Below are 26,090 nucleotides of genomic sequence, written 5' to 3' on the forward strand. Positions count from 1 at the left end.
CCGCGAACGTCCGGTTCGTGTGACCGGACTCACCCGGTCGGGCGACGCGATCCCTCCTACAGTCGACGCATGAACGGACTCGCGCTCGCCCAGCAGAAGATGCGTGACGGTGGGGTCGCGGCCACGGCCGTCGACGTGTTCACCCGGTTCTACGGACTCCTGGAGTCCGGGAGCACGGGACTCGTGCGGGAGGCGGACGTCGAGCCGCTCGCCGACGTCCCGCACCTCGACGACCTGAGGACCGACGACGCGGCCGGCGCCGAGGCGCTCGCGCGCACGGCTGTCGTCAAGCTCAACGGCGGCCTCGGGACGTCGATGGGCATGGATCGCGCCAAGTCGCTGCTGCCGGTGCGCGGCGGCCGCACGTTCCTCGACGTCATCGCCGACCAGGTCCTCGCGGCCCGCGCCGCGACGGGTGCACGCCTGCCGCTCGTCCTCATGAACTCGTTCCGTACGCGCGACGACTCCCTCGCGGCGCTCGCGTCGCACCCCGAGCTGGCCGTCGACGGGGTGCCCATGGACTTCCTGCAGAACCGTGAGCCCAAGCTCCTCGTCGACGGCCTGACGCCCGTGACGTGGGAGGCCGACCCCACGCTCGAGTGGTGCCCGCCCGGCCACGGCGACCTCTACACCGCCCTGTACGCGTCCGGGGTCCTCGACGCCCTGCTGGCCGCCGGGTTCCGGTACGCGTCGGTCTCGAACTCCGACAACCTCGGCGCCACCCCCGACGCGCGGGTCGCCGGCTGGTTCGCCGCCTCGGGCGCGCCGTTCGCGGCGGAGGTCGCGCGGCGCACGCCCGCCGACCGCAAGGGCGGGCACCTCGTCGTGCGGCGCTCCGACGGACGGATCGTGCTGCGGGAGTCCGCGCAGACGGCCCCCGAGGACGCCGACGCCGCGGCCGACATCGCGACGCACCGGTACTTCAACACGAACAACCTGTGGCTGGACCTCGAGGCGCTCTCCGCCGAGCTGGCCCGCACGGGCGGCGTGCTGGACCTGCCGCTCATCCGCAACGAGAAGAACGTCGACCCGACCGACAAGACGTCGCCGAAGGTCGTGCAGATCGAGTCCGCCATGGGCGCCGCGATCGAGGTGTTCGACGGCGCCGCCGTGCTGGAGGTCGGCCGCGAGCGCTTCCTCCCCGTGAAGACGACGAACGACCTGCTGGTGCTGCGCTCCGACGTGTACGACGAGGACGACGCGCACCGTCTGGTCGCGGCCGTCGAGGCGCCGTTCGTCGACCTCGACCCGGCGCACTACGCGCTCGTCGGCGACTTCGACGCGCACGTGCCGCACGTGCCGTCGCTCCGGGAGGCGACGTCGCTGCGCGTGCGGGGCGACTGGACGTTCGGCAGCGGCGTGCGGGTCGTCGGGGACGCGGTGGTCGAGGGCGACGGGGGAACGGTGCCGGACGGCGCGACGATCGACGCGGACGGACTGCACGCCTGAGCGGCCGCGCCGGAGCGGCGCGGCGGACGTGACGAGGGCCGGCACCCCACCCGGGGTGCCGGCCCTCGCGCGTGGCCGTCAGCGACGCCGGCCCGCATACCCCGCGTAGAGCGAGACGAACAGCGCGGCGAGCGCCACCTGGATGACCACCTCGAGCACGTCGGGCCCGTCCGTGGTGTCCCAGCCGAACAGCGAGGCCAGCCACGTACCGATGAGGGCCGCGACGATACCGATGAGGATCGTCGCGATGATCGAGATCTTCTGGCGGCCGCGCACGACCAGGCGGCCGAGTGCGCCGATGATCGCGCCGACGACGATCGCGCTGATGATTCCGCCGATGCCCATGTCACTCCTCAGGTCAGGACCGATGAATCGGTGCACCTGGAAACTAGGGCAGAGCGGGACGTCCCGCCTCTCGAGAGCCTCGGAGCGGCCTCGAAAGGAGGACCGATCACCCGAACCGGGCACACGGGCGCAGGTCCGGCGGGTAGGTTCGGCGGACACAGGAGCCGTCCGCCGCGTGAGGAGCTGGGGTGTCCGACGTCCTCGGGATCGTGCCCGCGCCGCTCGTCGTCGAGCCGGCGTCGCAGCCGCCGTTCGTCATCACCCGCTCGACCGTCGTCGTCGTCGACGCCGACGAGGAGCTGTTGCCGCTGGCGGTGCTCACGGCCGACCTGCTGGGCAGGCTCACCGGGCGGGCGGTCGAGATCCGGCACGCCGAGGCCGGCAGCCCGGGCGTGGTGCGGATGCGGCTCGCCGAGGACGTGCTGCCCGGGGTCGAGGCGTACCGCGTCGTGGTCGGCTCGGGCAGGGTGCTGCTCGAGGCGCGCAGCACGGAGGGGCTGGTCCACGCCGTCGTCACGCTGCGCCAGCTGCTGCGCGAGCGGCCCGACGGCTCCGTCGAGGTCGAGGCCGTGCGCGTCGAGGACGCCCCGCGGTACCCGTGGCGCGGGCTGTCCGTCGACGTCGCACGCCACTTCGTCAGCGTGCCGGACCTCAAGGTCGTCATCGGCCTCATGGGGCACTACAAGCTCAACGTGCTGCACCTGCACCTCACGGACGACCAGGGGTGGCGGCTCGACATGCCGTCGCGGCCCGAGCTGGTGCGGCGCTCGGCCGCGCGCTCGGTGGACGGTGACCCGGGGGGCTACTACTCGGCGGCGGACTGGGACGGGATCCTCGCGTTCGCGCGGGCCCGCGGCATCCGCGTCGTGCCGGAGATCGACGTGCCGGGGCACGTCAACGCCGCCCTGCACGCCTACAGCGAGCTCAACCCCGACGGGGAGCCCGCCGAGGAGTACCTCGGCACCGAGGTCGGGTTCTCCCGCCTGTACGACGACCTGCCTGCGACGCACGCGTTCCTCGCCGACGTCCTCGGGGACCTCGCCGAGATGACGCCGGGCGCCTACGTGCACATCGGCGGTGATGAGGTCCTCACGATGGAGCACGCCGAGTACGTGCGGCTCGTGCGGGCGGCGTCGGCCGCGGTCACGGCGCACGGCAAGCGCGTCGTCGGGTGGCAGGAGATCGCGGCCGTGCCGGATCTGCCGGCCGGCACGGTGGTCCAGTACTGGGACATGCGCGTGGACCCCGAGCCGTTCGTCGCGGCGGCTGCGGCCGGCGCGCGGATCCTGCTGTCGCCGGGCGCGAAGGTCTACCTCGACATGCGGTACGAGCCGGGCTTCCCGCTGGGGCAGGAGTGGGCGGGCACGGTGGACCTGCGCGACGCCTACGAGTGGGAGCCTGCGACCCTCGTCGAGGGGCTGCCTCCCGAGGCCGTCGTCGGTGTGGGGGCGGCCGTGTGGACCGAGACGCTGCGGACGCTCGACGACCTGACGACCATGCTGCTGCCGCGGCTCGCGGCCGTCGCCGAGGTCGCGTGGAGCGCGCCCGCGCGGCGCGACTTCGACGACTTCGCGGAGCGGCTGCGCAGCCACGGGCGGCACTGGGACCGCATGGGCCTCGCGTGGCACCCGTCCCGGCAGGGTCGCTGGGACGGGTGAGGCCGGTCAGATCCAGGTCGGCAGCCACATCCGGATGTGCCACTGCTGCCACGGGATCACGAACGCCGCCCACACCGGGTAGAAGAAGAACCCGAGGCCCACGACGGCCGCGACGAAGACGCCGACCACCGCGATCGTCCACCTGCGCGCCCGCCGGTCACGCTCCGTGCCGTCGTCGCCGATCGCGGGCCCGACCAGCAGCCCCAGCACGTAGACGAGCGTCAGCACGACCCACGGCACGAAGGCCACCGAGTAGAACGTGAAGATCGTGCGGTGCGCGTACAGGAACCACGGCGCCCACCCGGCGAGCAGGCCGGACAGCACCGCGCCGGCCCGCCAGTCGCGGTAGCGCACGAGCCAGAACAGCGCGACGAGGATCGCGGCGGTGCCCGCCCACCAGATCAGCGGGTTGCCGACGGCGAGGATCGCCTGCGAGCACGAGTCGGCGCCGCACGCCGTCTGCGCGGCCTCGCCCGTGAGCCCCGAGACCTCGGGCGGGTAGTGGAAGGACGTCGGGCGCCACTGCACGATCCAGCCGAGCGGCCCGGCGGCGTAGCCGTGCGGGGTCTCCAGGCCGTTGTGGAAGCTCCACATGCCCTGGTGGTACGACCACAGGGAACGCAGCGCCGGCGGCAGCCACTGGACGCCCTGGCCCGGGTTGTTCGCCGCCCACTGCCGGTCCCACCCGCCCTGGGTCGCGAACCAGCCGGACCACGACGCGAGGTACGTCAGGGCGGCGGTCGGGACCATGACGAGGAACGCGACGACGGCGTCCTTGACCAGCGCCGCGACGGCCCAGGGCCGCACGCCGGCACGGCGCCGCGCCGTCGCGTCCCACACGACCGTCATGACGCCGAACACCGCGAGGAAGTACATGCCCGACCACTTGGTGCCGATGGCCATGCCCAGCAGCACGCCGGCCGCGAGACGCCACCACCGGAACCCGAGGCCGGGCCCCCAGCCCAGCGGGCCACCCGCGTCCAGCAGGGCGGCCGTGCGGACCGCCAGCCGGCGTCTGGCCTGCTCCCGGTCGAGGAGCAGGCACCCGAAGGCCGCGAGCGCGAAGAACATGAGGAACGGGTCGAGCAGCGAGATCCGCGAGTGCACGATCGCCTGGCCGTCGACCGCGAGGAACAGCCCGGCGGTGGTGCCCAGGGCCGTCGACGCGAACATCCGGCGCGCGATCCGCGCGATCATCAGCACCGCGAGGGTGCCGCACACGGCCGCGGCCAGGCGCCACGCGGCGGAGCTCTCGACCCCACCGCCGAGGCGGATGCCCAGCGCGATCATCCACTTGCCCAGGGGCGGGTGGACGACGTACTCGGGCTTGGACGGGTCGAGCATGCTGACGTCGCCGGCCTCGAAGCGCGGGTTGGGCTCCTGGCCCCACTCGGCCTCGTACCCGTGCATCAGCATCGAGTAGGCCTGCTTGACGTAGTACGTCTCGTCGAACACGAGGCGGTGCGGGCGCCCCAGGTCCCACAGCCGCAGGAACCCGGCCAGCGCGGTGACGGCCAGCGGCCACAGCCAGCCGTGCAGGCGGGCGCGCGGCGTCGCGTCGAGCGCGAGCGCACCGGCGCCGAGCAGGCGGCGCAGCAGGCGCGGCTCGTGCGGCTCGACGTCCTGCGCGGCGGCGGGGCTGGTCGGCTCGGGCGCGGGGGTGCTCGGGGCGTCCTCGCCCGCGGGCCTGTCCCCGGTGGGGGGCGGCAGCGTGCCCGCGCCCGTGTGGTGGGGCGCGGAGTGCCCGGTGGGCTGGCGCTCGGTGTCGTCTCCGTCGGTCGGCACCGGCCCATCGTAGAGGTACCGAGACCGGGGCGTTCCGGGCACCGCGCGAGGTCGCGCGGCGGGGGCCGGCGGCTGTCGGGTGGCAGGCTGGTGCGGTGACCTCCGTGCCTCCCGACGCGCCCGAGCCCGACGTCGACCCCGGCGACGGGCCCCGCCCGCCGGCGCGGTCGCTGCGTCCGGGTGAGGGTGCGCTCGTGCTCGCGGCGACCCCCATCGGTGACGCGGAGGACGCCTCGCCGCGCCTGCGTCGCCTGCTCGCCGAGGCCGACGTCGTCGCGGCCGAGGACACGCGCCGCACACGTGCGCTCGCGGCGCGCCTGGGCGTGGGCGTCACGGGTCGTGTCGTCAGCCACCACGAGCACAACGAGTCGGGCCGCGCCGACGACCTGCTGGACGTGGTCGCGCGGGGCGGCACGGTGCTCGTCGTGACGGACGCCGGCATGCCGACCGTCTCGGACCCCGGGTTCCGGGTCGTCCAGGCGGCCGTGGCCGCGGGCCTGCCGGTCACCGTGGCGCCCGGGCCGAGCGCGGTCCTGGCGGCGCTCGCGCTGTCGGGCCTGCCGACCGACCGGTTCTGCTTCGAGGGTTTCCTTCCCCGCAAGGCGGGGGACCGTGCGCGGGTGCTCGCCGCCCTGGCGGCCGAGCGGCGCACGATCGTGCTCTTCGAGGCGCCGCACCGCGTCGCGGACGCGCTCGACGCGCTCGTCACGGCGTTCGGTGCGGACCGTCCGGCCGCCGTGTGCCGTGAGCTGACGAAGACGTACGAGGAGGTGCGGCGCGGCCCGCTGGCCGAGCTCGCGGCGTGGGCGCACGCGGGGGAGGTCCGTGGGGAGGTCGTGCTCGTCGTCGGTGGGGCCCCCGCGGACGGTCCGCGGGAGGCCGCCGACCTGGTGCCCGAGGTCCTGGCCCGCGTCGACGCCGGGGAGCGGCTCAAGGCCGCGGTCGCGGAGGTCGCGGAGGCGTCGGGCGTGGCGAAGCGCGACCTGTACGCGGCGGCGCTGGCGGCACGCACGCCCTGAGGTGCGCGCGCGGCGGGCGGCGCCGCGCTGCGGGGGCGCCCCGGCACGGGCACAGTGGGGTGATGACGTCACGCACGCACCGTCGCAGGCCCGGGCCGCTGGCCGTCGGCGTGGTCGGCGCGCTGCTCGTCGGCTGCACCGCCGACGTCCCCGCACCGGGCCCGTCGGCGCCCGCGCCGACGACCGGGCCGCCCGCGACCACCTCCTCCGGTGCACCGCTGGTGCGCGACGTCCCGACCGTCGCGGTGCAGTCCGTGCAGGACGTCGTGACGGGTCTCGACGTGCCCTGGGGGCTGGCGTTCCTGCCGGGCGACCGCGCGCTGGTGACGCTGCGGGACGCGGCCCGCCTCGTCGTCGTCGCCGACGACGGGTCCCTCACCGAGGTGACGGGGCCGGGGGCCGAGCAGATCGCGGCGGCGACCGACGCGCGCGGCGAGGGCGGGCTGCTGGGCGTCGCCGTCGTGCCCGGCGCCGGGTCGTCCGGCCTCGTCGACGTCGTCGTGTACCTCACGTCGCGCACCGACAACCGCGTCCTGCGCGCGACGCTCGACGGGACGACGCTCGGACCGACGCGCGTGCTGCTCGACGGGATCCCCCGCGGCACGAACCACAACGGCGGCCGGCTGGCGTTCGGGCCCGACGGGTACCTGTACGTCACCACGGGCGACACCTACACGACCGACCTCGCGCCGGACCCCGCCAGCCTGGGCGGCAAGGTGCTGCGCGTCACGGCGGACGGCGCGCCGGCCCCGGACAACCCCGACCCGTCGTCGCCGGTGTGGACGCGCGGGCACCGCAACGTGCAGGGCATCGGCTGGGCGCCCGACGGGCGCGTGTTCGCCTCCGAGTTCGGGCAGGACACGTGGGACGAGCTCAACGTGCTGCGCGGAGGGGCCGACTACGGGTGGCCTGCCGTCGAGGGCGCGGGCGGGGCCGCCGAGGGGTACGTCGACCCGGTCGCCACGTGGGCGACGTCGGACGCGTCACCCTCCGGCCTGGCCGTCACCGACGAGGGTGTGTACCTGGCCGGTCTGCGTGGACGCACCCTGTGGCGCGTCCCGCTGCGGCCCGTCGAGCCGGACGCCGGCCCCGAGGACGACGCCGCGGGCGTCGGCACGCCGCAGCCGCTGCTCGCCGGCGAGCACGGCCGGCTGCGGGCGGTCGAGGTCGCCCCGGACGGCTCGCTGTGGGTCCTCACCCAGAACACCGACGGGCGCGGCGACCCGGTCGAGGGTGACGACCGGATCCTGCGCGTCACGCTCGGCTGAGGCCCGACGCGCTCCGGACGCGGGTGCGCCGTGACCGGCGTGGTCGCTTTGGGGGGATCGTCGGGATCTGTACTGTGTGCCGCGAGGCGCCGCTGCCGCGGCGTCGTGGACCGGCCGGACGACGACGGCGGCGCGGTGATCAGCTGCACGACCACGCGACGACGACACGACGGGAGCCACCATGCCGCCGAGGGCCAAGAGCATCCTCATGTGGATCATCGTGGTCTTCCTCATCTACGCCGTGGCGACCAACCCCGACCGCGCGGCCGGGGTGGTCGAGGGCATCGGCAACTTCATCTACAGCGTGTTCGCGGGCTTCGCGCAGTTCTTCGACAACCTCGCGAACTGACGCACCGCGGCGCCGCCTGACGGCCGGGAGGTGACGACGTGACGACGGACCACGCCACGCGCATCGTCATGTCGCACCGGCTGCTGCGCCGGTACGTGCTGCCGGGCGAGCGGGTCGTGCTCGCCACGCGCCGCCACTGGGCCAAGCTCCTGGAGCCCGCCGCGACGGCGTCCGGGGTCTTCGTGGTGTGCGCGTGGCTGAGCTACCGGCTGCAGCCCGCGATCGGCGACGGCGTGTACGTGGTGTGGTGGCTGTGGTTCGCGGCGCTGCTGCGCTTCGGGTGGTTCCTGCTGCTGTGGCGCGTCGAGTGGTTCGTCGCCACCGACAAGCGGATGCTCCTGCTCACGGGGCTCGTGACGCACCAGGTCGGCATGATGCCGCTCGCGAAGGTCACCGACATGCGGTACTCGCGGACCGTGGTCGGGCAGCTGCTCGGGTACGGGCAGTTCCTGCTGGAGTCCGCGGGGCAGGACCAGGCGCTGCGCCTCATCGGGTGGGTCGCCCGCCCGGACGCGACGTACCGCGACCTGTGCGCGCTGATCTTCACGCCGGTGACCGTGCCGCCGCCCGACGGCGAGGACGACGCGGGCCCGGCGGCGGTCCCGCGGCGCCGCGGGAGGCGCCGCCCCGACGGCCCGCCGCCGTCCGTCCCACCGCGCCGAGCCGGCGGTGTCGCGGTCGCCGAGGCGCCGGCGGCTGCCGCGACCGGCGCGCAGCCGGCCGCGGCCGAGACCGCTCCGGGGCCCGTCGACCTGCCCGAGCGGTGGGACGAGCCGGTCGTGGTGTGGCCCACGCGCGAGCGGCCCTTCGACGTCGACGACACCCAGCCGCTGCGCATCCGGCAGCGCGACGAGACCGACGACGTCGACGCGGCACCCGACGAGGACCTCGGCCCGGAGCGCCGGCTGCCGCCCACGCTGGCCGAGGCGTCCGAGGACGCCACGTCGATCGAGGCCGAGGCGATCGCCGGGGAGGAGGCCCTCCGGCTCGAGGAGGAGGAGGCGTACGAACGGGCGTACGACCTCTCCGAGCCGTCGGCGCGTGTCGACCTGGGCCGACGGCGCTGGCGCGAGGACGTCGACGCACCCGAGGGCCCGCTCGAGGCGCGACCGGAGGACGGCACGGCCGAGGACGACGGCGGCCGGCGCTCGTAGGGACGGGCCCTCGGCCGTCCGCGGGCCGAACCGCCGGGCCCCCCTGCACGTGCGCACCTGTCCGGTCTGGGCGGTTGGGCCCAGCCGGCCCCGTCGCACCGCGCATAGCCTCGCGGGGCGGCCGCGCCGTCGGCGCCGGCCGTGCGGCGGCCCGGTGCCGCGGCTCCCTCCCGTCGTACCGACCGCAGCGAACGGAGCCCGCGCATGGGACTGCTCGACGGAAAGTCGCTCCTGGTCACCGGCGTCCTCACCGAGGGCTCGATCGCGTTCCACGTCGCCCGCCTGGCGCAGGAGCAGGGCGCCGAGGTGGTCCTCACCTCGTTCGGCCGGCAGCTGCGCCTGACGCAGGTCATCGCCCGGCGGCTGCCCGCCGCGGCGCCCGTCGTCGCGCTCGACGTGACGTCGCCGCAGGACCTGGCCGACCTGGCGAGCCGCGTCGCCGACCACGTCCCGCGGCTCGACGGTGTCGTCCACTCGATCGGGTTCGCGCCGCAGTCCGTGCTCGGCGGCCGGTTCCTCGAGGCGCAGTGGGACGACGTGGCCACGGCCCTGCACGTCTCCGCGTACTCGCTGCAGGCGCTCGCCGTGGCGGCGCAGCCGCTGATGGGGCCGGGGTCGTCCGTGGTGGGCCTGACCTTCGACGCGCGGTACGCGTGGCCCGTGTACGACTGGATGGGTGTGGCCAAGGCGGCCCTCGAGGCGACGTCGCGCTACCTCGCCCGCGACCTGGGGCCGCGGGGCGTCCGCGTCAACCTGGTCGCGGCCGGGCCCGTGCGGACGACGGCGGCCACGTCGATCCCCGGGTTCGACGCGATCGAGGACGGGTGGGACGCACGCGCCCCCCTGGGGTGGGACGTCCGGGACGCGGGGCCCAGCGCACGCGCCGTCGTCGCCCTGCTGTCCGACTGGTTCCCCGCCACGACGGGCACGGTCGTGCACGTCGACGGCGGCGTGCACGTGATGGGCTGAGGGGCACCGTGGCCGCTGTGACCTGCACACCCGTCGACCTCTCGCGGGGCGCGTGGCCCCGGGTCATCCAGGGCGGGATGGGGGTCGCCGTCTCGTCCTGGAGGATGGCACGCGCCGTCTCGCTCGCCGGTCAGCTGGGCGTGGTGTCCGGGACGGCGCTGGACGTCGTCCTCGCCCGCAGGCTGCAGGACGGGGACGTCGGCGGGCACCTGCGGCGGGCGCTCGCACACTTCCCGGTCCCCGCGATCGCGCAACGGGTCGTCGAGCGGTACCTGCGGCCCGGCGGGCGTCCACCCGGTCGGCCGTACCTGCCGGTCCCCAAGCTGCGGGCCCGCCCCTCGGCTCGCGGCGACGAGCTGGGCGCGGTGGGTGCGTTCGCCGAGGTGTGGCTGGCGAAGGAGGGTCACGACGCGCCCGTCGGCATCAACCTGCTGGAGAAGATCCAGCTCGCGACGCCGAGCGTGCTGTACGGCGCGATGCTCGCGGGCGTCGACGTCGTCCTCATGGGTGCCGGCATCCCGACGCAGGTCCCGCGGCTGCTGGACCGGCTGGCGCGGCACGAGCCCGGCGTGCTCGACCTGCACGTGGACGGCGGGACCACGGCGCACACCGTGTCGCTCGACCCGCGTGCCCTGACAGGTGCCGAGGCGGCCCCGCTGCGACGGCCGCGCTTCCTCGCCGTGGTGTCGGCGCACGTGCTGGCCGCGCACCTCGCGAAGGACGCCACGACCCGACCCGACGGTTTCGTCGTCGAGGGGCCGCGGGCCGGCGGGCACAATGCGCCCCCGCGGGGCCGCCGCGTCCTCGACGACGACGGTCAGCCCGTGTACGGGCCGCGCGACGACGCGGACCTCGCCCAGGTCGCGCGGACCGGTCTGCCGTTCTGGCTCGCCGGCGGGGCGGGGACGCCGGAGGCGGTGCGCGAGGCGCTGCGCGTCGGCGCGGCGGGGGTCCAGTGCGGGTCGCTGTTCGCCCTCGCCGAGGAGTCCGGGCTCGCGGAGGACGCGCGTGCGCAGGTGCTGGCGCGGCTGCGCGACGGGACCCTCGAGGTCCGCACCGACCCGCGCGCCTCGCCGACGGGCTTCCCGTTCAAGGTCGTGTCCCTGCCCGGCACGCAGTCGCAGGACGCGGTGCACGCGGCCAGGCCGAAGCTGTGCGACGTGGGGCACCTGCGCGTGCCGTTCGAGCGCGACGACGGGTCCCTGGGCTACCGGTGCCCGGGCGAGCCGCTCGACGCCTACCTGGAGAAGGGCGGGGCGGAGGCGGACACCGTGGGCCGCAAGTGCGTCTGCAACGCGCTGCTGGCCGGTGTCGGCCTCGGGCAGGTCCGCCGTGACGGGTACCGGGAGACCGCCCTGCTCACGCTGGGGTCGGACGTCGACGGCCCCGCCCGGATGCTGGCGCGGCACCCCGACGGGTGGACGTGCCGCGACGTGGTCGACTTCCTGCTCGGGGCGGGTGGGGCGGCCCCGGGTGCGGCCGCGGACCCGTCGTACGTCGACGACGCCACGGGGCCGAACACCTAGGATCGGCGCATGTCCCGCATCCTGTCGGCCGTCGCGTGGCCCTACGCGAACGGTCCCCGCCACATCGGTCACGTCGCCGGCTTCGGCATCCCCTCGGACGTCTTCAGCCGGTACATGCGCATGGCGGGGCACGACGTGCTCATGGTGTCGGGCACGGACGAGCACGGCACGCCGATCCTGGTGCAGGCCGACAAGGAGGGCGTCAGCGCGCAGGAGCTCGCGGACCGGTACAACCGCGTCATCGTCGAGGACCTCACGCAGCTCGGCCTGTCGTACGACCTGTTCACGCGCACCACGACCCGCAACCACTACGCGGTCGTGCAGGAGATGTTCCGCACGGTGCACAGGAACGGGTACATGGTCGAGCGGACCACGATGGGCGCGGTCAGCCCGTCGACCGGCCGCACGCTGCCGGACCGCTACATCGAGGGCACCTGCCCCATCTGCGGGTACGACGGCGCGCGCGGCGACCAGTGCGACAACTGCGGCAACCAGCTCGACGCGATCGAGCTGAAGAACCCCCGCAGCAGGATCAACGGCGAGACGCCGAGGTTCGTCGAGTCGAACCACTTCTTCCTCGACCTGCCGGCGTTCGTCGACGCGCTGGGCGACTGGCTGCGCGCGCGCGACGGCTGGCGGCCCAACGTCCTGAAGTTCTCGCTCAACCTGCTCGACGACGTGCGCCCGCGCGCCATGACGCGCGACATCGACTGGGGCATCCCCGTGCCGCTCGAGGGCTGGGAGGACAACCCGTCCAAGCGCCTGTACGTGTGGTTCGACGCGGTCATCGGGTACCTGTCGGCGTCGATCGAGTGGGCGCGCCGCAGCGGTGACCCCGACGCGTGGCGGCAGTGGTGGAACGACCCCGAGGCCCTGTCGTACTACTTCATGGGCAAGGACAACATCACGTTCCACTCGCAGATCTGGCCGGCGGAGCTGCTCGGGTACGACGGCAAGGGCGCGCGCGGCGGCGAGCCGGGTGCGTTCGGGTCCCTCAACCTGCCGACCGAGGTCGTGTCGAGCGAGTTCCTCAACGTCGAGGGCAAGCAGTTCTCGACGTCGCGCGGGGTCGTCATCCTGGTGCGCGACATGCTTGCGCGGTACCAGCCCGACGCGCTGCGCTACTACATCTCGGTCGCCGGCCCGGAGACGCAGGACGTCGACTTCACGTGGGCGGAGTTCAAGCGCCGCACCAACGACGAGCTGGTCGCGGGCTGGGGCAACCTGGTCAACCGGACCGCGAGCATGGTGCACAAGAACTTCGGTGAGATCCCGACGCCGGGCGAGCTGCAGCCGGTCGACGTCGAGCTGAACGCGCAGGTGGCCGCGGCCTTCGGGCGCGTCGGCGAGCTCGTGGGCGCACACCGGCAGCGGCAGGCGCTCCAGGAGGCCATGCGCGTGGTCACCGAGGCCAACCGGTACGTCTCGGAGACCGAGCCGTGGAAGCTGAAGACGGACCGTGACCGCCTGGCGACCGTGCTGCACACGACGACGCAGGCGGTCAGCGACCTCAACACGCTGCTCGCGCCGTTCCTGCCGCACAGCGCGCAGGCCGTGCACGAGGCGCTCGGCGGGACGGGCACGTTCTCGCCGCAGCCGCGGATCGAGGAGGTCGCCGACCTCGACGACGACAGCCGGCACTACCCGGTCATCACCGGCGACTACACGGCCGTGCGCGGGACGTGGCAGCCGCGGGCGGTCGTTCCGGGCACGCGGATCGACAAGCCGACGCCGGTCTTCACCAAGCTCGACGACGCGATCGTCGAGGAGGAGCTCGAGCGGCTCCGGCAGTCCTGACCGTGGGCCGCAGGTCCCGCGCGACCGGCTGGCCCGCGGCCCCGGAGCCGCTGCCGTCGCCCGTCGTCGACAACCACACGCACCTGGAGTCGGTGGTCGGGTGGCGGGCCGACGGCTGGGACCCCGCCGACGCGGCCGCCCACCCCGACCTCGCCGCGCATCTGGAGCGCGCGGCGCAGGTCGGGGTGACGCGCATGGTGCAGGTCGGGTGCGACCTCGACGCGCTCGCGTGGACGGACGCGGCCGTGCGCGCGCACCCCGCGCTGCTCGGCGCCGTGGCCATCCACCCCAACGAGGCCGTGCTGCACGCGGGCGTGCACGAGGTCGCGCCCGACGGGCTCGACCCCGACCCGCAGCCACGGCACGACGTGCCGCTGGACGACGCGATCGCGGCCGTCGCGGCCGTCGCGGCCCGCAACCCGCGCGTGCGGGCGATCGGCGAGACGGGGCTGGACCACTTCCGCGCGGGGGAGCGCGGGCGCGCGGTGCAGCGCGAGGCGTTCCGTGCGCACGTCGCGCTCGCCAAGGAGCTCGGCCTGGCGCTGCAGATCCACGACAGGGACGCGCACGCCGAGGTCGTCGAGGTCCTGCTGGCCGACGGCGCGCCCGAGCGCACGGTCTTCCACTGCTTCTCCGGGGACGCGGGCCTCGCGCGCGTCGCGGCCGAGCACGGCTGGTACTGCTCGTTCGCCGGGCCGGTGTCGTTCCCCGCCAACGAGGCCCTGCGCGACGCCCTGCGCGTCCTGCCCGCCTCGCTCGTGCTGGTGGAGACCGACGCCCCGTACCTCACGGTCCACCCGCTGCGCGGGCGACCGAACTCGCCGTACCTCCTGCCGGGGACCCTGCGCGCGGTCGCCGAGGCGACCGGGAGGTCGCTGGCAGACGTCTGCGCGCAGGTCAGCGCCGTGTCGCAGGCGGTCTACGGCGACTGGTGAGCCCGTCACGGCCCCGGTCACGGCAGGGCTCCCGGCTGGTGGCGAGGGTCACGGGTCGGTTACGGTTCGTGCGGTGCTCTGCGGCGTGCGCGGTCAAGCGCGCGGCGCGGGATGCCGATGAGAGCTTCAGGGCAGCGTCCCTCCCGCCGACCCGAAGGACACCGTGACCGGTCACCCGCAGGTACCGGGCCGCCGCGCCGCACGCGCGCGCGACCGGGCCGCACGCACCGCCGCCCAGGCGGTCGTGCTCGCGCTCGTCGTGGGGGGCACCAGCGCGTTCGCCGCGATGCACAAGGACGTGACCGTCGACGTCGACGGCACGGAGGTGCAGGTCCAGACGTTCGGGCGGACGGTCGCCGACGTGCTCGCCGCGGGACGCATCGAGGTCGCCGAGGGCGACCTCGTGGCGCCGGGGCTCGACCAGACGATCAGCCGGACCGGGCAGGTCGTCGTGCGGCACGGGCGCGAGATCGAGGTCGAGGTCGACGGGCGCGAGCAGAAGGTCTGGACGACGGCGCTGACCGTGGGCGAGGCCGTCGAGGAGCTGGGTCTGCGCGACGGCGTGCGGCTGTCCGCCTCGCGCTCGGCCGAGGTCGGCCGCGACGTGCTGCGCGTCTCGACGCAGAAGACCGTGCACCTGGTGGTCGACGGGCAGGTCATCGACGGGGTGACGAGCGCGTCGACCGTGCGGGACGCGCTGCGCGAGATCGGGCTGGTGCTCGAGGAGGCCGACCAGGTGTCGGTGCCGCTCGACGCGGCGGCCGTCGACGGGCTCGTCGTCATGGTGACGCGCGCGGCGACGTCGGGCGAGACCGTCACGGAGGCGGTGCCGTTCGCCGTGCAGGAGATCGAGGACGCGACGCTCGTCAAGGGCAACCGCGTCGTCAAGACCACGGGCCGCGCGGGCCAGCGCACCACGACGTACGCGCTCGACGTGGTCGGCGGCGTGGTCGTCGGCCGCACGGTCCTCGCGTCGGTCGTGACCGTCCCGCCCGTCGACCAGGTGGTCCGCGTCGGCACCGCCGAGCTGCCGAACCCGTCGTCGGTCGCCGTCGAGCCGGGCACCGCGCAGGCCATGGGCAAGGAGATGGCCGCGGCGCGCGGCTGGGGCGACGACCAGTTCGCCTGCCTCCTGGCGCTGTGGAACAAGGAGAGCGGCTGGCGCTGGAACGCCGAGAACAAGTCCTCCGGGGCCTACGGCATCCCGCAGTCGCTGCCCGGTTCGAAGATGGCGTCGGTCGCCGACGACTGGCGCACCAACCCGGCCACGCAGATCACGTGGGGGCTGAACTACATCGCCGGGCGGTACGGCAACCCCTGCGGCGCGTGGGCCCACTCGCAGGCCAAGAACTGGTACTGACCTGCGTCGTCGCCGTCGGCGTCCGGCACGCCCCGGTGTCGAGCGTGCCGTGACGTGACGTTCGTCTCGTTCCGCAGGGGTTGGACGGCAGGTCTCGATTCCGTTACGGTCGCGTGTCGCTATTGACCGGACAGGCGCTCGCGCCGTCCGGGCGACACCCGGCCGGAGGCTCCTGCACCCGGCCGTGACCGCCGGATCGGGGATCCTCCGTGGCGGACGCCACCGGCAGCCCCACCGCCGCTCGGCGCCCTCCGCTCCCCGTGCCCGGGCACGACGACGGCTGGAGCCTCGTGCAGAACTCGACCCGCCCCACCGGTCCGACCACCCCGGCGGCCCCGACCGCCACCACCTCGCTCTCCCACACCGGACCGGAGTCGGGTCCCACGACCGCCGCCCGTCGTCTGCGCTGGCCCCTCGTGGCCGCCGGCACCGCCGCGCTCGTCGTCGCCGCGGGCGGCGTCGCCTACGCGCAGGCCCACAAGACCGTCGCGCTCGACGTCGACGGCGAGATCACCCGCGTCTCCACGTTCGCCGGCTCCGTCGAGGGTCTGCTCACGGACCACGAGGTCGAGGTGGGCGCACGCGACACCGTCTCGCACACCGGCCCGCTTTCCGACGGTGCCGAGATCGTGGTGCGGCATGCCACCGCTCTCGTGGTGGACGTCGACGGCACCCGCCAGGTCGTCTGGACGACGGCGCTGAGCGCCGACGAGGCGCTGGAGTCGTTGTCCGACCGCGCCGCGACCGTGGCGCTCGTCGCGTCCCGCTCCGCCGAGCGCGCCGAGCTGCCGCTCGACCTCGCGCTGCGCGGCCGTGCCGAGGTCCTGGTCGACGGCGCCGTGCTGCCCGTCCCCGACGCGGACGCCACGGTGGCTACTGTCCTCGACGAGCTCGCGGTCGCGCTGCAGCCGCTCGACCGCGTGCACGTGCAGCAGAGCGCCGCGGGCGTCGTGCAGGTCGTCGTCCGGCGCGTCGTCGAGCAGGACGTCGCGACGACGTCGGAGGTGCCGTTCACGTCGCGCACCGAGGACGACGCGTCGCGCTACGTCGGCCAGAAGACCGTCGCCCAGGCCGGCGTGCCCGGTGTGCGCACCGTCGTCGAGCGCGTCACCACGGTGGACGGTGTCGAGGAGGCCCGTGTGCCCGTCAGCGACGGCATCACGCAGGCCCCCGTCGAGGAGGTCGTGCGCGTGGGCACCAAGCCACGGCCCGTCGTCGCGGCGGCACCGGCGTCCGGCGCGTCGGCCGCGGCCGGCCCGATCGCCGCCGGCGGCAGCGCCGACTCGCTCAACTGGGCCGCGCTGGCGAAGTGCGAGTCCGGCGGCCGTGTCGACGTCGTGTCGTCCACCGGCAAGTACCACGGGCTCTACCAGTTCTCGGTGTCGACGTGGCAGTCGGTCGGCGGTGCCGGCCTGCCGTCGCAGGCATCGGCCGAGGAGCAGACGGCGCGCGCGAAGATGCTCTACAACCGCTCGGGCGCCGGCCAGTGGCCCCACTGCGGCAAGTACCTCTTCAGCTGACCACCCCCTCCTGAGGGACTCGCGGGAGAGCGACCCCGTCGTGACCGGGTCGCTCTCCCGCGAGGCAGGCGGGGGTGTGCGTGCCGTGGGCGGGGGTCTCGTAGGCTCGGGGGTCATGTCGGACGTGACGCTGCTCGGGCCCGCGGAGATCCGGGCGCTCGCGGAGCGCGCCGGCGTGCGCCCCACCAAGACCCTCGGGCAGAACTTCGTGCTCGACGCGGGCACGGTGCGCAAGATCGTGCGGCAGGCCGACGTGGTCGCCGGCGAGCGCGTCGTCGAGGTGGGGCCCGGGCTCGGGTCGCTCACCCTGGGGCTCCTCGAGGCGGACGTCGACGTCGTCGCCGTCGAGATCGACCCCGTGCTGGCCGCGCTGCTGCCGCAGACGGTCGCCGCGCACGTGCCGGGGCTCGCGGTCGACCCGCACGCGGGCACCGAGAACACCGACGCGCGCACGGTCGTCCTGCGCGACACCGCCGGCCGCGCGCGCCTGACCGTGGTCACCCAGGACGCGCTGACGGTGACCGCGCTGCCCGGCCCACCGCCCACGGCTCTCGTCGCGAACCTGCCGTACAACGTGTCCGTCCCGGTGCTGCTGACGTTCCTCGAGCGGTTCGACACGCTCGAGCGCGGGCTCGTCATGGTGCAGGCCGAGGTGGCCGACCGGCTCGCGGCACCACCGGGCAGCCGCACCTACGGCGTGCCGTCCGCCAAGGTCGCCTGGTACGCCTCCGCGCGGCGCACGGCGACCGTCGGGCGCGCCGTGTTCTGGCCGGCGCCGCACGTGGACTCGGCACTGGTCCGCCTCGACCGGCGCGCGCACCCGGCGGCCGGCGTGCCGCGGCAGGAGGTCTTCGCGGTCGTCGACGCCGCGTTCGCGCAGCGCCGCAAGATGCTGCGGTCGGCGCTCGCCGGCCTCGCCGGCTCGTCGGCAGCGGCCGAGGACGCCGTGCGCGCCGCCGGGCTCGACCCGCAGGTGCGCGGCGAGCAGGTCGACGTCGTGGGGTTCGCGCGCATCGCCGAGGCCCTGCACGCCGCGCGGCCGGGCACGCCCGGACCTGGCACAGTGGCACCGTGACCCTGACCCCCCTGGAGGACCTGCCCGAGCGTGCGGTCCGCGTGCGCGCCCCCGGAAAGGTCAACCTGTCGCTGCGCGTGGGGGCGCGTGCGAGCGACGGCTACCACCCGCTGTCGACCGTCTTCCAGGCGGTGTCGATCTATGAGGAGGTCGTCGCGACTCCCGCGGACGACTTCGGCGTGAGCGCCAGCGGGCCGCAGTCCGACGCGGTGCCGACCGACGAGAGCAACCTCGCGCTGCGCGCGGCCCGCGCGGTCGCCGAGCGCGCGGGCGTCGACGACGGTGTCCACCTGCACCTCGTCAAGGGTGTGCCGGTCGCCGGCGGCATGGCCGGCGGGTCCGCCGACGCCGCTGCCGCGCTCGTCGCGTGCGACGCGCTGTGGGGCACCGGGCTCTCGCGCGACGAGCTCCTCGAGCTCGCCGCCGGGCTCGGGTCCGACGTGCCGTTCTCGCTGGTGGGCCACACCGCGGTCGGGCAGGGGCGGGGGCACCTGCTGACGCCGGCGCTGAGCCGCGGGGAGTTCCACTGGGCGTTCGCCGTGCAGGACCGCGGCCTGTCGACAGCCGCCGTCTACCGGGCGTTCGACGAGATCCGCCACCCCGACGGCCCCCTCGACGACGACCAGGACGTGCCGCTCATGCAGGCGTTGCTGGCGGGTGACCCGGCTGCCCTGGGGGCCGCGCTGCACAACGACCTCGAGGCCGCCGCGATCGAGCTCGACCCGGGCCTGACGGAGCCGCTGGCGGTGGCGACCGACGCCGGCGCGCTCGGCGTCGTCGTCTCGGGCTCCGGGCCGACGGTCGCCGCGTTGGCCCGCAGCCGCAAGCACGCGCTCGCGGTCGCCGCGGCCTTCACGGCCTCGGGGGTCGCCGACCGCGTCCTCACCGCGACCGGGCCCGTCGCCGGGGCCCGCGTCGTCGCGTCGGAGTGAGCGTGCGCGGGCTCCTGCGGGGCGTCGCCGCGCGTGTCGTGCCCGACGAGCAGGCGCCGACGGGTCCCGCGGCCGAGCGCGCGGCCGACGGCGGGCCGGTGGGTCGCGACGTCGCGGTCGTGGGTCCCGTGCCGGTGGTCGTGGCGGCCGACCCCGACGAGCCCGGCTGGGTGCGGCCCGGGCCGAGCTCGGACGTGCTGCGGTGGGACGTGCTGCTCGCCGTGGCCCTGTGCCTGGGCGGGCTGCTGTCGATGGCGCTCTCGCGGCTCACGGGCATGCTGTACGAGGAGCCCGCCGAGGGCTGGGTGTCGGCGCTGATGATCGCGGCCGTGACGCTGCCGCTCGCGGTGCGCCGCCGCTGGCCGAGCGCGGCGCTGCTGGTGGTGGCCGCGGCGTTCGTCGGGTCGCAGCTGCTGTACGTGCCGGAGACGTTGATCTCGAACATCGCGCTGTTCTGCGCGATGTACACGGTGGGCGCGTGGGAGACCGACCGGCGCCGTGGCACGGTGGCCCGCGCCGTCGTCGTCGCCGGGATGATCGTGTGGCTCCTCGTCGCGATGTTCCGCGCGGCCACCGACCCCGAGTTGGCCGCGGAGATCGCGGAGGAGTTCCCCGAGCAGGTCGGGGCGATCTCCCCGCTCGTGGCGGCCTGGTTGGTGCAGCTGCTCACCAACGTCCTGTACTTCGCGGGCGCCTGGTTCTTCGGTGCGCACGCGTGGCGCTCGGCGCGGGAGCGCGCGCGCACCGCGTGGCGCACGCACCTGCTGGTGCTCGAGCGGCGCCGCGCCGAGGAGCAGGCGGTCGCGCTCGAGCGGCTGCGCCTGGCGCGCGAGCTGCACGACGCGGTCGCCCACCACGTCTCCCTCATCGGCGTGCAGGCGGCCGCCGCGCGCACGGTCCTGGGCTCCGACACAGAGCGCGCTGCGCAGGCCCTCGGGCACGTCGAGGACGCGGCGCGCGAGGCGGTGAGCGAGCTGCACGGGATCCTCGGCATGCTGCGCGACGGCAGTGACGCGGCACGCGGTGCCGCGGCGGTGCCGGAGGAGCCCGTCACCGCGCTCGACGTGGGACGCCTGCCGGAGCTCGTCGCGCAGGCGCGCACCGCGGGGCTGGAGGTCTCGTACCGCGAGGTGGGCGAGCCGCGCCGGCTGCCGCCGCTCGCGTCGCTGCACCTGTACCGGATCGCGCAGGAGGCGCTCACCAACACGCGCAAGCACGCCGGCCCGGGCGTGCGGGCGGACGTGCGGCTGCGGTGGCTGCCCGGCGCGGTGGAGCTCGAGGTGTCGGACGACGGGGGTGCGGGCCGCCGGCCCGGGCCCGTCCCGTCCGGTGGCATGGGGCTGGTCGGGATGCGGGAGCGGGTCGCCGCGGAGGGCGGCACGTTCGAGGCGGCGCGCCGCCGCGCGGGCGGCTTCGTGGTCCGCGCGCGGCTGCCGCTGCCCGGTGACGACGCGAGCGACGACGACGCGGCGGCCGCCGCGCGCGGGACGGAGGACGAGACATGACGGCGACCGTCCGGGTCGTGCTGGTGGACGACCAGGCGCTGCTGCGCGCGGGGATCGCGACGATCCTGTCGGCGCACCCCGGCATCGACGTCGTCGGGGAGGCCGGCACCGGTGCGCAGGCGCTCGACGTCGTCCGCGCGACGCGCCCCGACGTCGTCTGCATGGACGTGCAGATGCCGGACATGGACGGCCTGGAGGCGACCCGTCGCATCGTGGCCGACCCGGGGCTGCACGCGGCGGTCGTCGTGCTGACGACGTTCAACCGCGAGGACTACCTCGTCGAGGCGCTGCACGCGGGTGCGGTGGGGTACCTGCTGAAGACGTCGCGGCCGGAGCAGCTCACCGAGGCCGTCCTGAGCGCCGCCGCAGGGGAGGGCCTGCTGTCGCCCGAGGTCACGCGGGCCGTCATCGCGCGCGCCGTGGCCGAGAGGCGTCCCGCGCGGCCCGCGCCGCAGCCCGTCGTCCCGCTCACCGAGCGCGAGCAGGACGTCCTCGCGCTCGTCGCGCGCGGCCTCAACAACGACGAGATCGCCGCCGAGCTCGTCGTGAGCCGTGCGACCGTCAAGACCCACGTGTCGAACCTGCTGGCCAAGCTCGGTCTGCGCGACCGCGTGCAGGCCGTCGTGTACGCGCACGAGCACGGGCTGACGGGCTGACGCCGGGCCGCGTCTCCGTCCCGGGACGGAGACCCGGGATCGGCCGAGGGCCCGAGGTGCGGGGCGCCGGCGGCGCCTACGGTCGTGACCAGGACGTCCGGGGGCCACCCGGACGGTGTCACGAAGGAGGGGACGATGCTCGAGCTGCGCGGGATCAGCCGGTCGTTCGGCGACCGACTCGTGCTCGACGACGTGAGCTTCACCGTCGGGCGCGGCCGCCTCACCGGGTTCGTCGGGGGGAACGGCGCCGGCAAGACCACGGCGATGCGGATCGTCCTCGGCGTGCTCGCCGCCCACGCGGGCCGCGTGACGATCGACGGTGAGCCCGTGACCGGGCCGCAGCGCTCCCGCTTCGGCTACATGCCGGAGGAGCGCGGCTTGTACCCCAAGATGCAGCTCGTCGAGCACCTGACGTACCTCGCGCGGCTGCACGGCTTCGAGAAGCGGGCCGCGACCGACCGCGCCGAGGCCCTCGTCGAGCGGCTGGGCCTGGCCGCGCGCGCCACGGACCCCGTCGAGAGCCTGTCGCTGGGCAACCAGCAGCGCGCGCAGGTCGCCGCGGCCCTCGTGCACGACCCCGAGGTGCTCGTGCTCGACGAGCCGTTCTCGGGCCTCGACCCCATGGCGGTGGAGGTCGTGCAGGGCGTGCTCGCCGAGCGCGCCGCGCAGGGCGTGCCGGTGCTGTTCTCCTCGCACCAGCTGGACGTCGTCGAGCGGCTGTGCGACGACCTCGTCATCATCGCGGGCGGGAAGGTCTGCGCCGCGGGCACCCGCGAGGACCTGCGCCGCCGGTACGGCGCCGAGCGCCACGAGATCGTCGCCGAGGACGACATGGGCTGGCTGCGCGACGTGCCCGACGTGCGCGTCGACGAGCTCGCGGGCGGCAGTGCCGTGTTCGAGGCGTCGCAGGACGTCGCGCAGCACGTGCTCACGGCCGCCCTCGCACGCGGCCCCGTCCGCGCCTTCACCCCGCTGCGCCCGACGCTCGCGGAGATCTTCCGCGACGTCGTCACCGACGAGCCCGCCCTCGAGGAGGTGGCCCGATGACCGCCCGACCCCCTGCCCCCGTGTCGCTGGGGCGCGCGACGATGCTCGTCGCCGAGCGTGAGATCACGTCGCAGGTCCGGACGAGGTCCTTCCTGGTGTCGACCGCGATCCTGCTCGTCGGCGTCCTCGCCGCGATCGTGGTCAGCTCCGTGCTGTCCGGGCGCGACGAGGACGACGTGCCCGTCGCGGTCGTCGAGCAGGTCGCCGGCCTGGTGGCGGGCGCCGAGGGGATCGCACCGGTCGAGGTCACGGACCGCGATGCGGCCGAGCGGGCCGTGCGCGCCGGTGACGTCGACGCCGCGGTGGTGCCCGCCGAGGGGCCGCGCGGCCTCGAGGTGCTCGCGATGCAGGAGGCGCCCGCCGTGCTGCTCGAGGCCCTCACGGAGCGCCCCGACGTCGAGCTGCTCGACCCGGCGGCCGCCGAGGGGGCCGTGCGCTACGCCGTGACGTTCGGCTTCGGCTTCGTCTTCATGCTGTCCGCGATCGGGTTCGGCGCGACGATCGCGCAGAACACCGTGACGGAGAAGCAGACGCGCATCGTCGAGATCCTGCTGTCCGCGGTGCCGGCGCGTGCGCTGCTCGCGGGCAAGATCCTCGGCAACTCGGCGCTCGCGCTGGGCCAGACGGCGGCGATCGCCGCGGTGTCCGTGCTCGCACTGGTGGTGACGGGTCAGGAGGACGTGCTGACGATGGTCGGCATGCCGCTCGTGTGGTTCGTCGTGTTCTTCGCGCTCGGGTTCCTGCTGCTGGCCGCCATGTTCGCCGCGAGCGCGTCCCTGGTCTCCCGGATCGAGGACACGGGTGTCGTGCTGCAGCCGGTGATGTGGCTGACGATGCTGCCGTACTTCCTCATCGTGTTCTTCGACGACAACTCGGCGGTGACCACCGCGATGTCGTACGTGCCCTTCTCGGCGCCGGTCGGGATGCCCGTGCGGCTCTTCCTCGGCGAGGCGGCGTGGTGGGAGCCCCTGCTCTCGCTCGCGCTGCTGGCCGGTGCGTGCGCGCTCGTCGTCGGCGTCGCCGCGCGCATCTACGAGCGCTCGGTGCTGCGCATGGGTGCCCGCGTCAAGGTGGGCGAGGTGCTGCGCGGCGCCGCCGACTGAGGTCAGCTCGCCGGGCTCGCCGGGGCCCCCACGGCCACGGCGAGCCCGGCGCCGTGGAAGCAGGTCTGGGCCTCGAGGCTCATGACGTCGAACGGCACGCCGGCGAGCCCGCGGTCGACGAGGCGCTCGAGGCGGCGGGCGGTGAGGCGTCCGTCGACCAGCCGGGCCGCGGTCAGGCAGCGCACCGCGACCTCGTACGGGTCGGCGAGCAGGTCGGGGTTGGCCTGCTGGAGCGTGAAGAACGCCTCGATGCGCCGGGTCGTGCCGGTCGCGCACGCGTCGCCGGTCTCGAGGTACTCCAGGGTGTACCCGGGGTCGTCCGCACCGTCGGGGCGCTCGTGGGTGAGCTGGTACAGGCCGTTGAGGAGCTGCCGGGCGTCCACCTCGAAACCCGCGTCGGCCATGCAGCGCAGGTAGCGGGCCATCGCCTCGTCGTAGTCGGCCTGCTCGATCCGGCCGGTGTCGACGGCGCGCTGCAGCACGTCGCGCTCGAGGTCCGACAGGTCGTCGAGCGCGAGCTCGGCCTCGAGGAGCTCGGCGAGGCTGTCGGCGATCCGCGCGGGTCCGTGGCCCGGCGGGGTCGGCGCGCACGCCAGCAGCAGGGCGCCGCCGGCCAGCGCGACGGCGGCGGCGAGCGCGGTGGTGCGGGTGCGGCGGGGGGTCGTGCGGCGTGCGGTCATGGTGGCCTCCGTGGTCGTCTCCTGCGGGCCCTCCCAGGAGTACCCACGTCGTGGTGGGGCGGCGGTGAGGGACGTCCTCACCGCCGCCTCACCGGCGCCTGCGCCACACTGGCCCCGGGTGCCGCCGGGTGCCCGGGGCAGGGGGTGACGGGTGACGGCGCGGCTGCTGGTGGTCGAGGACGACGAGGACCTGCGGGTGACGCTCGACGAGGCGCTCACGCGCGAGGGCTACCGCGTGACGGCCGTCGCGGACGGCGCGCAGGCGCTCACCGCGGCGGGGCTGCAGGACGTCGACGTCGTGCTGCTCGACCGTGACCTGCCCGTGCTCGGCGGCGACGCGGTGTGCCGCGCGCTGGTCGCGGCGGGCCACCCGGCGCGGATCCTCATGCTGACGGCGGCCGCCGCGGTGTCCGACCGGGTGCGGGGCCTGGACCTCGGCGCCGACGACTACCTGCCCAAGCCGTTCGCGTACGCCGAGCTCTCCGCGCGGCTGCGTGCGCTGGTGCGTCGCGACCCCGTGACGGCGGACCGCGAGCCGGTGGTGACGGTGGGCGACGTGACGATCGACCGGGCCCGCCGCACCGCCGAGCGTGCCGGGCGGCCGCTGCGGCTGACGCCCAAGGAGCTCGACGTGCTCGACGCCCTCGTGCGCGCCGACGGGGAGTTCCGCACGGTCGAGCAGCTCCTCGACACGGTCTGGGAGGACCCCGACGAGCGCACCCGCGGGGTCGTCAAGGTCGTGGTGTACCAGCTGCGCCGCAAGCTCGGGTTCCCGGGGGTCGTCGGGTACGAGCCCGGCTTCGGCTACCGGATCGACGTGCGCGGGTGAGGCGCTGGCCGGTGCGGGCGCGGCTCGCGGTGCTGGTCGCGCTCGTGGCGACGGCCGCGGGGGTGGGCGTGCTGCTCGCGCAGTACCTCGTGGTGGCGCACCTGCTGGACGCGCAGGTCCGCACCGTCGCGGTGGGCTCGGGGGACGTCACGGGCGTCGTGGTGGGGGTGCGGGACACCGTGCTGGGCGGGGCGCTCGCGTGGAGCCTGGCGATCGTCGGGGTGTGCGCACTGCTCGCGGCCGTCGCCGGCTGGTGGTCGGCGGGCCGCTCGCTGTCGCGGCTGCGCGACGTCACGCGGCTCGCGCGCGCGACGTCGGAGCGCGACCTCCACGCGCGGCTGGACCTGCCCGGACCCGACGACGAGATCAAGGAGCTGGGCGACACGATCGACGCCATGCTCGCGCGGCTCCAGCGCGGCTTCGAGGACCGCGAGCGCTTCGTCGCCGACGCGTCGCACGAGCTGCGCACGCCGCTGGCCGCGACCCGCGCGGCGCTGGAGGCGCCGCTCGCGCAGGGGCGGTTCCCGGACGACGTCGTGCCGGACGTGCGGCGCGCGTTGGCGGCCAACGCGCGCAGCGCGGCGCTCGTGGCGGCGCTGCTCCAGCTCGCGCGCGGTGAGGTGGACCCGGTGGCCTGCGAGGTGGTGGACCTGGCGGGCACGGTCGAGGCGGTGCTCGACGGGTACGCGGAGCGCGTCGCGGGGCGGGGCCTCGCGGTGACGGTCGACCTGGCGCCGTCGGTCGTGCGCGGCGACGAGACGCTGCTCGCGCGTGCTGTCGACAACGTGCTCGACAACGCCACGCGGTACACCCCGGCGGGCGGGCGCGTGCGCGTGCGCGTGGGGACGACGGACGGGCGCGCGCGTCTCGACGTCGTCAACGACGGCCCCACCCTCACCCCGCAGGAGGCTGCGCGGCTGCTGGAGCCGTTCCACCGCGGGGGTGCCACGGGTGCGGGCGGGCACGGGCTGGGGCTGGCGATCGTCCGGAGCATCGCGGTGGGTCACCGCGGTGGTGCGGAGGTGGCCCCCGCCGGCCCCGGTGCCGTGCGCACGACCGTGACGCTGCCGCTCGCGGACCGCTGACGCCGCCGGGTCGCGGCTGTGGCAGTGTCGGGGGCAGGCGCGGG

General features: G+C 75.2%; 23 protein-coding genes. 20 read left to right on the top strand and 3 right to left on the bottom strand.

The genetic code is table 11. From position 1 onward, the window contains the following. The first annotated feature begins 69 nt into the window (after nucleotides 1–69). On the top strand, nucleotides 70–1,449 hold the full coding sequence (locus CFLA_RS04225) for a UTP--glucose-1-phosphate uridylyltransferase (RefSeq protein WP_013116084.1): 1,380 nt from the start codon (nucleotides 70–72) through the stop codon (nucleotides 1,447–1,449). A gap of 78 nt (nucleotides 1,450–1,527) precedes the next feature. On the opposite strand, the gene CFLA_RS04230 is transcribed toward CFLA_RS04225, so the two are convergent. Further along, nucleotides 1,528–1,794, bottom strand: coding sequence for a GlsB/YeaQ/YmgE family stress response membrane protein (locus tag CFLA_RS04230; RefSeq protein ID WP_013116085.1), 267 nt, complete (start codon nucleotides 1,792–1,794; stop codon nucleotides 1,528–1,530). 188 nt (nucleotides 1,795–1,982) lie between these two features. Here CFLA_RS04230 and CFLA_RS04235 point away from each other — a divergent pair, with 188 nt between their 5' ends. Further along, on the top strand, nucleotides 1,983–3,452 hold the full coding sequence (locus CFLA_RS04235) for a family 20 glycosylhydrolase (protein ID WP_013116086.1): 1,470 nt from the start codon (nucleotides 1,983–1,985) through the stop codon (nucleotides 3,450–3,452). 6 nt (nucleotides 3,453–3,458) lie between these two features. Here the strand turns inward: CFLA_RS04235 and CFLA_RS04240 are convergent, their stop codons facing one another. After that, the gene (locus CFLA_RS04240) at nucleotides 3,459–5,237 is read right to left on the bottom strand and encodes a dolichyl-phosphate-mannose--protein mannosyltransferase (protein ID WP_013116087.1); all 1,779 of its coding nucleotides are present in this window, start codon (nucleotides 5,235–5,237) and stop codon (nucleotides 3,459–3,461) included. Nucleotides 5,238–5,332: 95 nt separating this feature from the next. Here CFLA_RS04240 and rsmI point away from each other — a divergent pair, with 95 nt between their 5' ends. The 16 genes from rsmI to CFLA_RS04315 all read left to right on the top strand — a co-directional run bounded on the left by rsmI (nucleotide 5,333) and on the right by CFLA_RS04315 (nucleotide 23,452). Next, a complete protein-coding gene (gene rsmI / locus CFLA_RS04245) occupies nucleotides 5,333–6,256 on the top strand; it encodes a 16S rRNA (cytidine(1402)-2'-O)-methyltransferase (RefSeq protein ID WP_013116088.1) in 924 nt (307 codons plus the stop codon). A 62-nt stretch (nucleotides 6,257–6,318) separates the two neighbouring features. Continuing rightward, nucleotides 6,319–7,524 (top strand): PQQ-dependent sugar dehydrogenase, encoded by a 1,206-nt coding sequence (locus tag CFLA_RS04250; protein WP_013116089.1) that lies wholly within the window; start codon nucleotides 6,319–6,321, stop codon nucleotides 7,522–7,524. Nucleotides 7,525–7,705: 181 nt separating this feature from the next. Continuing rightward, nucleotides 7,706–7,873 carry a hypothetical protein gene (locus CFLA_RS20320; RefSeq protein WP_013116090.1) on the top strand — a complete coding sequence of 56 codons (168 nt, stop codon included), beginning with the start codon at nucleotides 7,706–7,708 and terminating at the stop codon, nucleotides 7,871–7,873. Between the two features lie 38 nt (nucleotides 7,874–7,911). Continuing rightward, complete coding sequence (locus CFLA_RS18895) at nucleotides 7,912–9,027, top strand: PH domain-containing protein (RefSeq protein WP_013116091.1); 1,116 nt, start codon at nucleotides 7,912–7,914, stop codon at nucleotides 9,025–9,027. A gap of 204 nt (nucleotides 9,028–9,231) precedes the next feature. Next, a complete protein-coding gene (gene fabI, locus CFLA_RS04260) occupies nucleotides 9,232–9,996 on the top strand; it encodes an enoyl-ACP reductase FabI (protein ID WP_013116092.1) in 765 nt (254 codons plus the stop codon). A gap of 104 nt (nucleotides 9,997–10,100) precedes the next feature. Next, nucleotides 10,101–11,522: a nitronate monooxygenase gene (locus tag CFLA_RS04265; protein ID WP_245530301.1), complete on the top strand. Its 1,422-nt coding sequence runs from the start codon at nucleotides 10,101–10,103 to the stop codon at nucleotides 11,520–11,522. Between the two features lie 9 nt (nucleotides 11,523–11,531). Next, the gene (gene metG, locus CFLA_RS04270) at nucleotides 11,532–13,319 is read left to right on the top strand and encodes a methionine--tRNA ligase (protein WP_013116094.1); all 1,788 of its coding nucleotides are present in this window, start codon (nucleotides 11,532–11,534) and stop codon (nucleotides 13,317–13,319) included. Nucleotides 13,320–13,321: 2 nt separating this feature from the next. Then, a complete protein-coding gene (locus CFLA_RS04275; RefSeq protein ID WP_013116095.1) occupies nucleotides 13,322–14,254 on the top strand; it encodes a TatD family hydrolase in 933 nt (310 codons plus the stop codon). 163 nt (nucleotides 14,255–14,417) lie between these two features. Then, nucleotides 14,418–15,614 carry a resuscitation-promoting factor gene (locus CFLA_RS04280; RefSeq protein WP_013116096.1) on the top strand — a complete coding sequence of 399 codons (1,197 nt, stop codon included), beginning with the start codon at nucleotides 14,418–14,420 and terminating at the stop codon, nucleotides 15,612–15,614. Between the two features lie 209 nt (nucleotides 15,615–15,823). Next, nucleotides 15,824–17,134, top strand: coding sequence for a resuscitation-promoting factor (locus CFLA_RS04285; protein WP_013116097.1), 1,311 nt, complete (start codon nucleotides 15,824–15,826; stop codon nucleotides 17,132–17,134). A 115-nt stretch (nucleotides 17,135–17,249) separates the two neighbouring features. Next, nucleotides 17,250–18,209: a 16S rRNA (adenine(1518)-N(6)/adenine(1519)-N(6))-dimethyltransferase RsmA gene (rsmA, locus tag CFLA_RS04290; RefSeq protein WP_013116098.1), complete on the top strand. Its 960-nt coding sequence runs from the start codon at nucleotides 17,250–17,252 to the stop codon at nucleotides 18,207–18,209. Next, on the top strand, nucleotides 18,206–19,141 hold the full coding sequence (locus tag CFLA_RS04295) for a 4-(cytidine 5'-diphospho)-2-C-methyl-D-erythritol kinase (protein WP_013116099.1): 936 nt from the start codon (nucleotides 18,206–18,208) through the stop codon (nucleotides 19,139–19,141). The genes rsmA and CFLA_RS04295 overlap by 4 nt, the downstream gene beginning before the upstream one ends. 2 nt (nucleotides 19,142–19,143) lie before the next feature. Beyond that, a complete protein-coding gene (locus CFLA_RS04300) occupies nucleotides 19,144–20,646 on the top strand; it encodes a sensor histidine kinase (protein WP_013116100.1) in 1,503 nt (500 codons plus the stop codon). Then, on the top strand, nucleotides 20,643–21,302 hold the full coding sequence (locus tag CFLA_RS04305; protein ID WP_013116101.1) for a response regulator: 660 nt from the start codon (nucleotides 20,643–20,645) through the stop codon (nucleotides 21,300–21,302). The genes CFLA_RS04300 and CFLA_RS04305 overlap by 4 nt, the downstream gene beginning before the upstream one ends. A gap of 135 nt (nucleotides 21,303–21,437) precedes the next feature. Further along, complete coding sequence (locus CFLA_RS04310; RefSeq protein WP_013116102.1) at nucleotides 21,438–22,349, top strand: ABC transporter ATP-binding protein; 912 nt, start codon at nucleotides 21,438–21,440, stop codon at nucleotides 22,347–22,349. Beyond that, nucleotides 22,346–23,452 (top strand): ABC transporter permease, encoded by a 1,107-nt coding sequence (locus tag CFLA_RS04315; RefSeq protein ID WP_013116103.1) that lies wholly within the window; start codon nucleotides 22,346–22,348, stop codon nucleotides 23,450–23,452. The genes CFLA_RS04310 and CFLA_RS04315 overlap by 4 nt, the downstream gene beginning before the upstream one ends. A gap of 2 nt (nucleotides 23,453–23,454) precedes the next feature. On the opposite strand, the gene CFLA_RS04320 is transcribed toward CFLA_RS04315, so the two are convergent. Continuing rightward, complete coding sequence (locus tag CFLA_RS04320) at nucleotides 23,455–24,132, bottom strand: hypothetical protein (protein ID WP_013116104.1); 678 nt, start codon at nucleotides 24,130–24,132, stop codon at nucleotides 23,455–23,457. A 151-nt stretch (nucleotides 24,133–24,283) separates the two neighbouring features. Here CFLA_RS04320 and CFLA_RS04325 point away from each other — a divergent pair, with 151 nt between their 5' ends. Both CFLA_RS04325 and CFLA_RS04330 read left to right on the top strand, forming a co-directional pair. After that, nucleotides 24,284–24,961, top strand: coding sequence for a response regulator transcription factor (locus CFLA_RS04325; protein ID WP_013116105.1), 678 nt, complete (start codon nucleotides 24,284–24,286; stop codon nucleotides 24,959–24,961). Then, nucleotides 24,958–26,046 (top strand): sensor histidine kinase, encoded by a 1,089-nt coding sequence (locus CFLA_RS04330; protein WP_043598786.1) that lies wholly within the window; start codon nucleotides 24,958–24,960, stop codon nucleotides 26,044–26,046. The genes CFLA_RS04325 and CFLA_RS04330 overlap by 4 nt, the downstream gene beginning before the upstream one ends. Nucleotides 26,047–26,090 lie beyond the last annotated feature (44 nt).

The sequence above is a fragment of the Cellulomonas flavigena DSM 20109 genome (genome assembly GCF_000092865.1).
GTDB classification, from domain to species: Bacteria; Actinomycetota; Actinomycetes; order Actinomycetales; family Cellulomonadaceae; genus Cellulomonas; species Cellulomonas flavigena.